The sequence below is a fragment of the Bradyrhizobium sp. ma5 genome (assembly GCF_042258955.1).
In the GTDB taxonomy this organism is placed as follows: Bacteria; Pseudomonadota; Alphaproteobacteria; order Rhizobiales; family Xanthobacteraceae; genus Bradyrhizobium.
The window spans coordinates 6,752,952-6,765,996 of the sequence record NZ_CP170156.1; the positions used below are offsets into that span (position 1 = coordinate 6,752,952).

At 65.9% G+C, this 13,045-nt stretch carries 13 protein-coding genes; 8 read left to right on the plus strand and 5 right to left on the minus strand.

Translation table 11 applies throughout. From position 1 onward, the window contains the following. The first annotated feature begins 156 nt into the window (after positions 1-156). Genes pqqB through pip form a run of 5 tightly spaced genes read left to right on the plus strand, consistent with a single transcriptional unit; the run spans position 157 to position 4,358 of the window. The gene (gene pqqB / locus ACE103_RS31885) at positions 157-1,086 is read left to right on the plus strand and encodes a pyrroloquinoline quinone biosynthesis protein PqqB (RefSeq protein ID WP_375776274.1); all 930 of its coding nucleotides are present in this window, start codon (positions 157-159) and stop codon (positions 1,084-1,086) included. Positions 1,087-1,106: 20 nt separating this feature from the next. After that, positions 1,107-1,862: a pyrroloquinoline-quinone synthase PqqC gene (gene pqqC, locus ACE103_RS31890; protein ID WP_375781224.1), complete on the plus strand. Its 756-nt coding sequence runs from the start codon at positions 1,107-1,109 to the stop codon at positions 1,860-1,862. Positions 1,863-1,871: 9 nt separating this feature from the next. Then, on the plus strand, positions 1,872-2,180 hold the full coding sequence (gene pqqD / locus ACE103_RS31895) for a pyrroloquinoline quinone biosynthesis peptide chaperone PqqD (protein ID WP_223975246.1): 309 nt from the start codon (positions 1,872-1,874) through the stop codon (positions 2,178-2,180). Continuing rightward, complete coding sequence (gene pqqE, locus ACE103_RS31900) at positions 2,177-3,397, plus strand: pyrroloquinoline quinone biosynthesis protein PqqE (protein ID WP_375776275.1); 1,221 nt, start codon at positions 2,177-2,179, stop codon at positions 3,395-3,397. Before pqqD ends, pqqE begins: the two co-directional genes overlap by 4 nt. Continuing rightward, positions 3,387-4,358 (plus strand): prolyl aminopeptidase, encoded by a 972-nt coding sequence (pip, locus tag ACE103_RS31905; protein WP_375776276.1) that lies wholly within the window; start codon positions 3,387-3,389, stop codon positions 4,356-4,358. The genes pqqE and pip overlap by 11 nt, the downstream gene beginning before the upstream one ends. A gap of 11 nt (positions 4,359-4,369) precedes the next feature. On the opposite strand, the gene ACE103_RS31910 is transcribed toward pip, so the two are convergent. Further along, the gene (locus ACE103_RS31910) at positions 4,370-4,696 is read right to left on the minus strand and encodes a hypothetical protein (RefSeq protein WP_375776277.1); all 327 of its coding nucleotides are present in this window, start codon (positions 4,694-4,696) and stop codon (positions 4,370-4,372) included. A gap of 70 nt (positions 4,697-4,766) precedes the next feature. Between ACE103_RS31910 and ACE103_RS31915 the strand changes: the two genes are divergently transcribed. Beyond that, positions 4,767-5,192: a hypothetical protein gene (locus tag ACE103_RS31915; RefSeq protein ID WP_375776278.1), complete on the plus strand. Its 426-nt coding sequence runs from the start codon at positions 4,767-4,769 to the stop codon at positions 5,190-5,192. A gap of 102 nt (positions 5,193-5,294) precedes the next feature. Here the strand turns inward: ACE103_RS31915 and ACE103_RS31920 are convergent, their stop codons facing one another. Then, positions 5,295-6,116 (minus strand): LysR substrate-binding domain-containing protein, encoded by an 822-nt coding sequence (locus ACE103_RS31920; RefSeq protein WP_375776279.1) that lies wholly within the window; start codon positions 6,114-6,116, stop codon positions 5,295-5,297. A 108-nt stretch (positions 6,117-6,224) separates the two neighbouring features. Between ACE103_RS31920 and ACE103_RS31925 the strand changes: the two genes are divergently transcribed. After that, positions 6,225-6,782 carry a DinB family protein gene (locus ACE103_RS31925; RefSeq protein WP_375776280.1) on the plus strand — a complete coding sequence of 186 codons (558 nt, stop codon included), beginning with the start codon at positions 6,225-6,227 and terminating at the stop codon, positions 6,780-6,782. Positions 6,783-6,943: 161 nt separating this feature from the next. Here ACE103_RS31925 and ACE103_RS31930 read toward each other — a convergent pair whose 3' ends face one another. From ACE103_RS31930 to ACE103_RS31940, 3 genes are read right to left on the minus strand one after another with little or no spacing between them, the layout of a single operon-like run. Further along, complete coding sequence (locus ACE103_RS31930) at positions 6,944-8,137, minus strand: DUF1501 domain-containing protein (protein ID WP_375776281.1); 1,194 nt, start codon at positions 8,135-8,137, stop codon at positions 6,944-6,946. A 15-nt stretch (positions 8,138-8,152) separates the two neighbouring features. Beyond that, positions 8,153-9,697 (minus strand): DUF1800 domain-containing protein, encoded by a 1,545-nt coding sequence (locus tag ACE103_RS31935; protein ID WP_375776282.1) that lies wholly within the window; start codon positions 9,695-9,697, stop codon positions 8,153-8,155. 35 nt (positions 9,698-9,732) lie between these two features. Further along, positions 9,733-12,036: a caspase family protein gene (locus ACE103_RS31940; RefSeq protein ID WP_375776283.1), complete on the minus strand. Its 2,304-nt coding sequence runs from the start codon at positions 12,034-12,036 to the stop codon at positions 9,733-9,735. Positions 12,037-12,231: 195 nt separating this feature from the next. Here ACE103_RS31940 and ACE103_RS31945 point away from each other — a divergent pair, with 195 nt between their 5' ends. Further along, complete coding sequence (locus ACE103_RS31945; RefSeq protein WP_375776284.1) at positions 12,232-12,903, plus strand: hypothetical protein; 672 nt, start codon at positions 12,232-12,234, stop codon at positions 12,901-12,903. Positions 12,904-13,045 lie beyond the last annotated feature (142 nt).

A 13,045-nucleotide genomic window follows, 5' to 3' on the forward strand; every position in this document is an offset into this window, starting at 1 on the left:
CACGTTTAGCGTTTTAGCGCAGGTGGACATCCGGGCGTAACGCGCTCCCGAGCATGGGGGTGTGTTCCAAGCCGGGGTCCACCTCGTAACGTTTCTGGGTTCAGGTTATTGGGCCGAGTTGATGGGTCCGAGTTAAACGTCTCCAGGGGACGGATCATGCTTCGTGTCGTCGTCCTGGGTGCCGCAGCGGGTGGCGGCGTTCCGCAGTGGAACTGCGGCTGTGCCGTCTGCAGGACGGCGCGAAGCGACCATCCCGAATTGCAGAGCACGCAAGCCTCGATCGCCGTCAGCGGCGATGGCGCGCACTGGTTCCTGGTCAACGCTTCCCCGGATCTGCGCCAACAGCTGATCGCGACGCCGCAGTTGCATCCGAAGCAAGGCGCCTTGCGCCACAGCCCGATCGCCGGTGTCATCCTCACCAATGGCGAGATCGATGCCGTCGCCGGACTGCTGTCGATGCGCGAGGGCTCGCCGTTTGCGATCTACGCCCATGAGCGGGTGCTGGCGATCCTGCGCGCGAACAGCATCTTCAACGTGCTGAGCGAGAAGAACGTCGCCCGCCGGCCGATCGCGGTCGACCAGGCCTTCGAGCCGGCCCTGCCCGACGGATCGCCGTCCGGTCTCGAGGTGCTGCCGTTCGAGGTTCCCGGCAAGGGCGCCTGGTATCTCGAGGGCAAGGCGCACCCGGCGGGCGCCGACGGCGTCGGCGATACGCTCGGCCTGCGTATTGCGGACAGGCGCAGCGGCAAATACTTCTATTTCCTGGCCGCCTGCGCCCGGGTGACCGACGACCTGAAATTGCGGCTCAAGGGCGCGCCGCTGGTGTTCTTCGACGGCACGGTGTGGCGCGACGACGAACTGATCGCAGCGGGGCTTGGCAACAAGACCGGCCAGGGCATGGGACATATCGCGATGTCGGGCGATCAGGGCGCGATCGCAAGCCTCGCCGGGCTCGACATCGGACGAAAAGTGTTTTTGCATATCAACAACTCCAACCCGGCGCTGCTTGGGACCTCGGCCGAACGCAAGGCGGCCGAACAGGCGGGCTGGCAGATTCCCTCCGACGGAACGGAGATCGTGCTGTGAATGCCGTGCCTACCTCTGGAATGACCGCGCTCTCGATCGGCAAGGGCATTACGCTCGACAGTGCCGAGGCGATGGAATCCGTGCTGCGCACGATCGGCGCGACGCGCTATCACAGCCTGCATCCGTTCCACCGCCTGCTGCACGGCGGCAAGCTCAACAAGGGCCAGGTTCAGGCCTGGGCGCTGAACCGCTATTACTACCAGAGCACGATCCCGCTGAAGGACGCGATGGTGATCTCGCGCTTCCGCGACCGCAACACACGGATCGAATGGCGCCACCGCATCGAGGATCACGACGGCGATCTCGGCAACGAGGGCGGCATCGAGCGCTGGCTGAAGCTGACCGAAGGCCTCGGCCTCGACACGGCCTATGTCGAGTCCACCGAAGGCATCCTGCCGGCGACGCGCTTTGCCGTGGAAGCCTATGTGCATTTCTGCCGCGACCGCACGCCGCTGGAAGCGATTGCCTCCTCGCTCACCGAATTGTTCGCGCCGAACCTGCACGAGGAGCGCATCTCGGGGATGCTGAAGCACTACGACTTCGTCAATCCCGACATCATGAGCTATTTCAGCCGCCGCCTGACCCAGGCGCCGCGCGATGCCGGCTTCGCGCTCGACTACGTCAAGCGGCACGCCAAGACGTCCGCCGAGCGCGAGGCGGTCTGCAACGCGCTGATCTTCAAGACCAACGTGCTGTGGGTGCAGCTCGACGCGCTGTATCACGCCTATGTCGATGGCCAGATCCCGCCCGGCGCCTTCGTGCCGAAAACCAGCTAGAGAACTGCAATGGCCAGCCGCAACATCAGCGTCAGCGAGACCAGCCGGCCGAAACTGCCGCGCCACACCAAGCTGAAATTCGACGAGACGCGGCAGGTGTGGGTGATCCTGGCGCCGGAGCGCGTGCTGGCGCCGGACGAAATCGCGGTCGAGGTGCTGCAGCTCTGCGACGGCGTGCGCAGCGTCGCCGAGATGGTGGACCAGCTCGCCGAAAAATACGCCGCGCCGCGCGATGCAATCGCGACCGACGTGATCGCGATGCTGCAGGATCTGGCCGACAAGGGCTTTCTCACTGAAGCGCGCGAGAGCACAGCATGAGTGACACGCTCGCCGGCAACAAGACGACGACAGCCGGCCCGACCGACGGGCTCGCGGTGCTCGAGCAGACGCGCTCGGCGGCCGAGACCTACGGCATCCCGCTCGCGGTGCTGCTCGAGATCACCCACCGCTGCCCGCTGCAATGTCCGTATTGCTCGAACCCGGTCGAGCTCGACCGCGGCTCGACCGAGCTCACCACCGAGGAATGGAAGAAAGTGCTGAGCGAGCTTGCCGAGCTCGGCGTGCTGCAGGTCCACTTCTCCGGCGGCGAGCCGACCGCGCGCAAGGACATCGTCGAGCTGGTGCAGCACGCAACCGATGTCGGGCTGTATTCCAACCTGATCACCTCGGCGGTGCTGCTGACCAAGGACAAGCTGTCGGCGCTGGCCGATGCCGGCCTCAGCCATGTGCAGATCAGCTTCCAGGGCAACGAGCCCATGGTTGCCGATCGCGTTGCGGGCCTGAAGGACGCGCATCGCAAGAAGCTCGAAGTCGCGAAATGGACCCGCGAGCTCGACATGCCGCTCACGGTGAATGCGGTGATGCATCGGCAGAACCTGCATCAGCTGTCCGACATCATCCAGATGGCGGTCGACCTCGACGCCGACCGGCTCGAAGTCGCCAACGTGCAGTATTACGGCTGGGCGCTGAAGAACCGCGCGGCGCTGATGCCGACCATCGAGCAGATCGAGGAAACCAGCCGCATCGTCGAGGAAGCGCAAGTGCGCCTGAAGGGCACGCTCGCGATCGACTATGTGGTGCCGGACTATTACGCGCTGCGGCCGAAGAAATGCATGGGCGGCTGGGGCCGCCAGTTCTTCAACATCTCGCCGGCCGGCAAGGTGCTGCCGTGCCACGCCGCCGAGAGCATCACCGGGCTGGAATTCGAGTCGGTGCGCTCGAACCATTCGATCGCCTGGATCTGGCAGAACTCGGAGGCCTTCAACCGCTACCGCGGCACCGGCTGGATGCCGGAGCCGTGCAAATCTTGCGAGTTCCGTGAGGTCGACTACGGCGGCTGCCGCTGTCAGGCCTTTGCGCTGACCGGCGATGCCGGCAATACCGACCCGGCCTGCGCGCTGTCGCCGCGGCATGAGGAGATCTTCAAGCAGGCCGAGCAGGAATCCGCCGGCACGCAGAACCGCTTCCTCTACCGCAACTTCGCCGGCGGCACGCTGGAGACGGACGAGCACCAGGACAAACCTCATGGCGCCTGATGCCGATGCCGGCAAGGTTGCCAGGCGCGCCGATCCCTTTGCTCCGCTGACGTCGGAATGGCTCGATGTCGGCGATGGCCACGAGCTCCATGTCGAGAGCGTCGGGTGCGAGGGCGGCATCCCCGCGGTCTATCTGCATGGCGGCCCCGGCAGTGGCTGCCAGCCCGATCATCGCCGGCTGTTCGATCCCGAGCGCTTTCACGCCGTGCTGTTCGACCAGCGCGGCTGCGGCCGCAGCCGGCCGAAGGGCAGCCGCGACAACAACACGACGCAGTATTTGATCGCCGACCTGGAGAATATCCGCGAGCGTTTCGGCTTCGCGCGCTGGATGGTGGTCGGCGGCTCCTGGGGCGCGACGCTGGCGCTGGCCTATGCGCAAGCCCATCCCGACAGGGTCAGCGGGCTGGTGCTGCGCGCGACGTTTCTCGGCACCAGCGAAGAGCTGGAAGACGTGTTCCTGCGCGCGTTGCCGCGCTTCTATCCCGGCCTCTCCGAGGATTTTCTCAACTTCCTGCCCGAGAACGAGCGTGCCGCACCGCTTGCGGCTTATTACCGCCGCATCCTCGATCCCGACGCCGCCGTACATGGACCGGCCGCGCGGGCCTGGCACGACACCGAACGCACGCTGTCGGAGCACACGCCGAAGCAGACCCGGCTCGATCTCAAGGCATCAGGCGCCCTGCCCTCGACGCCGTTCATGGAGGCGCACTACTTCGCCAACAATTGCTTCATGCGGCCGCACCAGCTTATGGATGAGGCCAATAAGCTCGCCGGCATTCCCGGCATCCTGGTGCAGGGCCGCTACGATCTGCTGTGCCCGCCTGCCACATCGCACGCGCTCACCGCGCGCTGGCCGGGCAGCGAGGTCCGCATCATCGACGGCGCTGGCCACATCCTCTACGACCCCGGCATCCGCAACGCCGTGATGAAGGCGATCGCGGATCTGGCGGCGAAGGCGTAGCCGACGCCACATCAGAGCCAATGACCGATCAAATGCTCGACTTTCCTGCCCTGACCAAGCCTGTTGCCGTGTTCGACGCCGGCATTGGCAGCTATGCAGCGGTGGCCGCCTTGCAGCGCGCGCTTCCTCGCCAGGACCTCGTCTATTTCGCAGATCGCGCGAGCTTTCCCTACGGCAGCAAAAGCCGGCAGGAGCTGCTCGACACGATGCGGCGAACCTTTGATTTCCTGCTTCGCTTCGATCCCGCCGCCATCCTCGTCGCATCCAATGCCCCTTCGATCACCGTCCTCGACGATCTCGAGGACATGGTTTCCGTGCCGGTGTTCGGGGTGCGTCAAGGAGGCGCTTGCGCAGGCAAACGGAAACGTCGCTGTTCTCGGCGTGAAGTCGCTGGTCGAGAGCGCAGAGATGCGCGCCTTTGCCGCGACCGAGGCCGGCGATCAGGTACGGCGCGTTCTCTTCGTCAACGCCTCGCCGCTCGTCGACCTGGTCGAGAGCGGCGCCTTCCTGTTTGACCAAACCGGCGTCCAGCAGAAGGTTGATGCGTTTGTCTCGGAGCTCGACGCACAACACGCTGACATCCGCGCGATGACACTATCGAGCACGCACCTTCCCTGGCTTCGCAGTTTCCTCGAGCGCTCCGTCAAGGGACGGCCTCTGCTCGACCCGCTGGACAGCGCCCTTGGTGCAATCGGGCCGGTGGCTGTCGAAGGGCAAGGGCAGGTCCTTGGGTTGGTCACCGAGAACGACCGCTACACGGCAAGCGACTTCCAGCGCATGCTCGACCGGCTCGGGATTGCGCTGCCGCTGCGGATCGTTCCGCATCCGGCTTGAGACCAGGGCGGACGCTTCCGAGCCCGGCTTCATCGGAGCAAGAGGCGACTCCGGGTGGGGACCGCCTCCTATCGGCCATGGGCGACGACTTGGTTGCCATACTTAGGCGACTTGATGCTCAAGCCAGGCTGCTAGCTGCCTGACCGACGCGGACCGTGGCTTCTCCTCTTGTGTCGTCACAAGGAAATAGCCTTCGGGAAGTTCTGTGGCTCGGCCGTGCAGGCGAAGTCGGCCTGCTGCGATATGGGGTCGGGCATAGGCCTCGTCCATCATGGCGACCCCAGCGCCGGCCAGAGCCGCATCCATCGCTTGGGCGCGGGTCTCAACGACGACGCTTCGGATCGGCGGCTCCCCCGTTTTGCATGTAGCACGCCACCAGCGTGTCCAGTCCGAGAAGCGGGATCGCGCCCTGATGACCGTGCTTGCAACAGAAAGGTCGGCCAGATCCGGACGGGCGACAGGCACAAGCGTTTCGTGGAACAACAGAGTGGCTGACAGGTCGTGCCAATCCCCAAGGCCATGGCGGATGGCGCAATCAATATCTTCTGCTGCAAGATCGAGCACCCGTGTCGTGGTGGAAATTGCCAGCTCGATGTTGGGATGCTGCTGCTGCCAGTCCGCAAGACGGGGGATCAGCCAAAGCGACGCGAAGGTCGCCACGGTGCTGATGCGCAACTGTCCCCGCCGCCGACGAAGCGGCGCCACCGCCGCCTCGATACGGTCGAGAGCGTTGCCCATCACCATCAGGAGGGACTGCGCGTCATCCGTGAGCACGGCACAGCGGCCAGACTGGCGGACGAGAACGACACCGAGTTGTCGCTCCAGTTCTGCGATCCGGTGCGACAGCGCCGAACGGGTCACTCCGAGCGTCGCTGCTGCGGCGCTGAGGGAGGATGCTTTCTTCAGGGCTGCCAGGGCCTGCAAGTTCCTTGTCGAAGGTAGGTCCATATCGCTGAAGCTCCGACGCGAAGCGTGAATATATCTCACGCATGGGCGTGCGCGAAGCCACTATGGTCGCCTGTGGAGGTGCCCATGACCAAAGCTATCTTTGACCAGTTCGCGGCCTACAATCGGTGGGCGAACGCCCGCATTTACGCTGCGGCGCTGGCGCTTCCCGAGGACGCGTACAGGCGGCCGACAGGTGTGTTCTTCGGCAGCCTACATGGCACGCTCAACCACCTGCTCCTCACCGATCGACTGTGGCTTCGTCGACTGACAGGCGAAGGCGAACATCCTGACCGTCTCAATGCCATCATCTTTGATGACCGGCATGACCTTGCCCGCGCTCGCTTTGAGGAGGACGAGCGGCTCGTGACGGTCGTCTCGGCTTATGGGGAAGCGGAGCTGAATCGCGTTCACGCCTACAGAACGACGAGCGGGCAACCGCAGGAACAGCGGCTCGCCGATATCCTACAGCATCTGTTCAATCATCAGACGCACCATCGAGGCCAGGCCCACGCTTGCGTATCGATCCTGACCGGCAAGGAACCACCGTCGCTCGACCTTCTCGCGTTTCAGCGCGGCGTGCCGGCGCCGCCTATCTTCGAAGGTCCGCGTTCAAGCTCCCCTCAAATGCCATCGCACGGCTAGCACAGCGATGGACCTGCTGGCCGGCCAGGTGGCCGCCATTGCACTATTTCTGAATAATAGAAGAATACCGCTGAGTTGCCCGACGTGTCAAGTCGCGGTGCCGAATGCCGGCGACCGGCTACTTTGCATGGGGTTGTTTTCGATATTTTGGCAGTGCCCCTTCAAACCAGATTCAGATCCTTCGGCTTGATGCCGGTGAAGATGCGTTCGAGGCTCGCCTGCTGCAGGCCGTAGACGTGCTGGATCAGACCGGCGAAGAACGCCTTGTAGTCGGTCAGAACCGGGAAATCGCGGTTCTGGAACAGCGTCGCCTGCGCGACCTGGACCTGCTCGCCGGCCATGCGGCCGCCATTGATGCCGCCGCCCATCACCCAGTAGACGCTGCCATGGCCGTGATCGGTGCCGCGGTCGCCATTCTCGCGGAAGGTGCGCCCGAATTCGGAGATCACGACCACGACGGTGTCGCGCCACATCGCGGGGCCGATCTCCTCGGAGAAGCCGGCGAGGCCCCGGCCGAGTTCGCCGAGACGGTCGGCGAGATAGCCGGTCGCCGCGCCCTGGTTGACGTGGGTGTCCCAGCCGCCGACGTCGACGAAGCCGAGGTTGAACTGCTCGCGCATCAGGCGGCCGATCCGCCGCGCCGACAGCTCGAAGCCGCGCGGCGACACGGCGCCGCGGTTGGCCGCCATCATCTCCTCGGAGACCGATTTGTAGACATCGTCGCGGACGCGAAAACCTTCCGACACCGAATTGGCGAGATCGCCTTTGGCATACATCTCACGGATCAGCCGCGCCTGCCGATCGTCGACACCCGGCTTGCTGACGCTGGCGATGCCGATGTTCGGGATCTGGTTCTGGCCGCGGAAGATCAGCGGCAGCTGGTCGGTGAAGGAGATCGGCTTCACCCGCGTCAACTCGGTCGCGAGCCGACTCATGAAGCCGGATCGGTAGTCGCGGCTGCCGCCGACCGCCTGCCCGAGCTCGATCGTGTCCTGGGTCTCGAAATGGCTGCGCGAGAGATCATCGCTGGTGCCGGCGAACGGGACGAACGCGATCTCGCGCTTGGCCCACAGCGGATAGATCGAATCGCGCAATGCCGGATGCAGCCCCCATCCGGCGTCGAGCGCCAGCGCCGCATTCGGATTGCCGGCGTCGGGCCGCCCGACCGCAAGCGTCGGGCGCGAGGCGTAGTAGAACTCGCTGCCGACCGGCACCACCACATTGGCGGCGTCGTAGGCACCGCGCAGAAACACGACGAGCAGGCGCGCGTCGGTCGCGGGCGCGGCCCAGACCCGGCCGGCAAGGGTGAGCGAGGCGGAAGCGGCGAAGGCCTTGATCAGTTCGCGGCGGTTCATTGGCGAACCTCCCTTTCAGTGCATGAACTCGGGTGACGACAGAAACAGCGTATTCCAGTCCTGCGGCGAGACGGCCTGGTCGAGCGCGGCCAGCGTGGTCGGGCTCAGCGTCTGCCTGATGTTGCTGAAATAGAGCCCGTTCATGACCAGCGGAAACGCCGGCTGGTCGACGGCGTTGGGCTCGTTCGGCTTGAACAGCCCGGCCGATCCCGAGCCGATCGCGCGCGCGATTTCGAAACGCAACATCATCTGCCCGGGGCCGTTCCAGGCCGCCGACAGCATCGAATAGCCGTCGGGCGTCTCGTGGTTGAACAGGCCCTCGGACAGGCGGTTGAGCCAGCCCTGGATCGGCAGCGTGTTGAGGACGACCTTGCTGTCGTAGGCGAGCCGCACCGAGGACATCACATAGAGCATCGGGTCCTTGAACTTGGCGCCGCCCTTCAGGCTGGCTGCGAATTCCGGCGCATGAACCAGCGTCGACATCACGGCCGCGATATCGCCGTCGGTCTTCTGGAAGGTCTGCGCCATCTGCTGCACCAGTGCGGCCGGCGGATTGTCCGACACGAAATAGGTCGCAAGCTGCTTTGCGACGTGCGTGGCGGTCGCGGGATGATGACAGAGGATGTCGAGAGCCTCATCGACCTCGGCAAGACCACGGCCCTTGATCTGATGGCCGAGGAAGGTCTTGTCGCCGAAATCGTGGCGCGCCGGATTGAACTCGAAGGCGCCCTCGCGGACCAGCTGGGATTGCTGCTCGGGCTTCAGCTTCGGATCCTCCGACTTGAAGTCGATGCCGACGCCGGTGAGGATCCGCGCCAGCGCCTCGACATCGGCCTGGGTGTAGCCGGAGCCGACGCCCATGGTGTGCAGCTCCATGATCTCGCGGGCGTAGTTCTCGTTGAGATGGCCGGCGGCGTTGTCGGCATTGTCGAGATAACGCAGCATCACGGGATGATGCAGCGTCGCCGACAGCAGGTTGCGGAATTTGCCGAGCGCGTTGGCGCGGATCGCGCGATCCTCGTAGTCGCCGACCAGCACGCGGATGTTGGCCTTGTACTGGTGAACATTGAAGTGGTTGAACCAGAACCAGGTCAGGCGTTCGCGCAACTGATCCGGCGCATAGAGCGCGTGCAGGATGGTGCGGGCCGCGGCCTGCCTGGCGCGGTCGTTCATGGCCTGCTGATAGACCTGTTGCGCCGCCTTCTTCTGCTCCGGATCGGCGACCTGGTTGGCGGATTTGCCCTGCTGGTCGAACGAGGCGGCAATGTCGAACGGGAAGCGATGCACGTCCGGCATCGCCTCGATCTGCTTCTGGACGGCGGCCGGCAGTGCGGTGTTGGCCGGATGCAGCTGCTCCTGCAGCCAGCGTTCGGTGCCGACCTCGCGCAGATGCGCCGCGCTCGAGGCGCTGACACCCCAGGTGAGGCGATCGAGCAGCGCGATGTCCTGCGCTGCGAGTTCGGCCGCCCGCGCCGGCTGGTGGAACACCACCAGCCCCGCGATCGTACCGATCATCAGTTTCGCTGATGTCCGCGATCCGAGTGTGGCCGTGATGCTCATGAAGGCTGACCTGCCCGGCTCATGGTGTCATGCCCTCAGTGTTTGCATTTACCGGGAGGGCATGCCGGCGCTGCCCGTGCTGCTGCGGCGGGCCTTGGCGGCGGTGCCGGCCGAGGCGGCGGTGGTGCTGCGCGTTGCGCCTGCACAGCCGGCCGTGGCGGCGGCGGCGCGGCGCGCGGCGCCGGCGCAGGTGCCGGACGCGGCGCAACGGCTGCAGCCCTAGGCGGCGGAGCCGCGCGGGGCGGAGCTGCGACACGCGCCGGCGCGGGCCGGGAGACCGGTGCCGGCGACACCGCGGCATGCGCGGGCGCCGAACGCGCAGCCGGCGTCTGCCGTGCCGGCGGCGTGCGGTTCGCCGGCGACGGCGCCGCCGCGGGCTTCACGTTCGTGGTCGGCGCGGTCGCGGCATGCGAGAGCGGTTGCGCGCCGGGCTTGCCGGCGGTCGCGGGCGAGGCCGGCGCGTTTGTCGTGGGGGCAGCGCCGGGCTTGGTCGGTGGAGCAGGCTGCGCGTTGGCAGGCGCCATGGCTGTCGCCGGCTTGCCTGGTGTCACCGCGTTCGGCTTTGCACCTGGCTGCGCGACACCCGGCTGCGCGGCGCCAGGTTGCACGGTGCCCGGCTGCACGGCGCCGTGCTGCTGCGCGGGATTGGCCGGCGCGGTCGCCGACTGCGGGAGCGGCGGTCCATTCTTCGCGCCCGGCAAGGTGTGCGCACCCGGCGCACCCATCGCGTTCGGCGCGGCGGCTGCGTTCGGCGCAGCGCCGGGCGCTCCCATGGCCGCGCCTTGTGCCGGCGTGACGCCGGCCGGCGTCAAATTGGCGCGCTGCATCGCCGCGGCCGGCAGCTGCGGTGCCGCCGTGACCGGTGCGCCGCCCATCGCCGCCGTCACCCCGGCCGCATGGAGCTGCGCCGGCGTCGGGTTGGGATTGTTGATCACAGTGTTGATCACTGTCGTGTTGTGGATGTTGTTGAACACGATGTTGTTCTGCGGCGGCACGACATAGGCCGGTGCGGCGACATAGGCCGGTATCGCCACGAAGAACGGCGTCGGCAGCACGAACAGGCCGATCGGCGGCGGCGGCGGCGGCAGCACGACGAAGTCCGGCGGCGGCGGCGGCAGGAAGAATATCGGCGGCGGCGGGGGCGGCGCGAAGGCGAACACCGGATCGCTGTAGTACAGCACCGGGCGGTCGACATAGACGATCTCGTCGGGCGGCGGCGGCGGCACGTCGTAGTCGATCGCCGCGAACTGCGGCGGCGGCTCCAGCGCGGCCGACAGATAGGCAAGCCGGCGTCGGGCATCATATGAATGCGGCCCGCGCGGATAACGGTGCAGATACGACCAATACGCATCAGGCGTGTCGGCGCTGTAGGTGCGCCGCCAGGTGATGGCCTCGCGCCGCGCCGCCACGATCGCGCGCACGCGCTTGGCCAGCGGATCGGTCGGATAGGCCTGCAGATAATCCTCGTAGCCTTGCAGCGTGTCGCGCTCCAGCGCGGCGGCATAGGCGTCCTGCGCCGGGAAATCGCGGATCGGCTTGGTGCGCAGTCCGGCATCGACCTGCTGCGGCGGTGCGTCCGGCTTGCGCTCGAAGAACATGAAGGGCGCGTCGACCTTCTGGGCATTCCACGGGATCTCGGCGCCCTTGGTCATCTCGTTGACGCGCAGGCGAACGCGGTCGAACACCTCGGGCAAGGTCAGGCCGCCGGCGCGAATCATCTCCGCCAGCGCCTGCGCGTAAGGCCCGTAAGGCGGCGCACCGTCAGGGGCGACGGTGCCGGGCGCCGAATTGAAGGCGATCAAGAGCTTCGGATCGGGATCGACCAGCGCAAGGCCGCCGGCCAGCGGCTGGCCGTCCTTGGCGAAGGGATTGCTGCGCGCCGCATCGAGCACGATGACGCCGGCCTTGATCGGCAATGCCGAGAGCTGATGGTTGTAGTCGGAGAGGCGGATCGCCTCGACCGGGATGTCGGTGTCGCGGGCGATCTTGGCGTCGACCGGCACGAAGTAGTTCTCGCCGGTGAGCTGCACGCCGTAGCCGGCGAGATAGACGAACGCCACCGCATTGGGCCCTGCATCCTGCACCTTCTGGATGAAATCGCGGAACGACTTGCGCAGCGTCTCGCTATCGAGATCGCGCGCTCCCACCACGTCGAAGCCGGCGGCCTGCAATGTCTGCGCGATCAGGCCGGCATCGTTTGCGGCGGTCTGCAACGCACCGGCCTGATAGGCGCCGTTGCCGACCACCAGCGCGAGGCGTTTCTCCTGATCCTGCGCATGGACGGGAAGCGACGAGAGCGACACCAGACCGAGGATCAATGCCCACAGAATGCGCGTCATAGTGGTCGTCCCTTTTCTTCTCGAGAGTTGGCGTGACGGATGGAAAGGCTACTTCCGTGAATGCGCGCTGAACAGGATTGCGGCAATTGTGGCAATCCTTGGTCTGCACGGTCGCGGGCACCCGGGAATCGGCTTCCCGGGCGCGCGCGATCAGGCGATATTGCGCAGATAAAACAGGCAAAAAAGGAGCACTCGATGCCAATCGCCGGACAAGGCATGCTGCTGACCTCGATGGATATCGACAGCTTACACGAAGCTGAATTCAACCGCTGGTACGATCGCGAGCATCTCGAAGAACGAGTCGCGATCGACGGCTTCCTGGAGGCCCGCCGCTACGTCGCCCATGACGGCAAGCCGAAATATCTCAGCCTCTACTCGACCGCGACCTTCGAGGTGCTCGAGAGCCCGGCCTACCGCAAGGCGCTCGCCAACCAGACCGACTGGTCGAAGGCCAACATCGCGCGCTTCCAGAACATGATCCGCGGGGTCGCGCGCATCACGATCAGCCGCGGCGTCGGCCGAGGCGCAGCGCTCGGCATCATCCGCCTGCACCCGCCGGCCGAGGGAGCGAACAAACTTCGCGCTGCATTGCGGGACCAACTCGATCCAGCCGCGCGCGACGGCATCATTTCGATGCACCTGCTCGAGAATGATCCCGTGCTGTCGAAGCCGCTCACGCCGGACGCCGACAAGGCCGATCCCGGCGCCGGTGACTGGTTCGTCCTGATCGACGCTACCGACGTCAGCGCGGTGCCTGCGGCCGCAGCAAGCATCACCGGCAACGCAGCCTTGAAGCCGCTGGTGGTCAGCAGCGGCGTCTACCGGCTGTTGTGGGATGTCGAGAAGAGCGATCTTCCGCGCGGTTGAAGCAAACGCGCGCCGCTTGCGCGGAGATCATGCTCAAACACGAGCGGTATGCGGTGCAGATCATGCTGCACCGCCGCATAACGCAATCGAGATTAACGCTACACGCGCATCAGCCGCGCGAAAGCTGATGATCGGACAATTT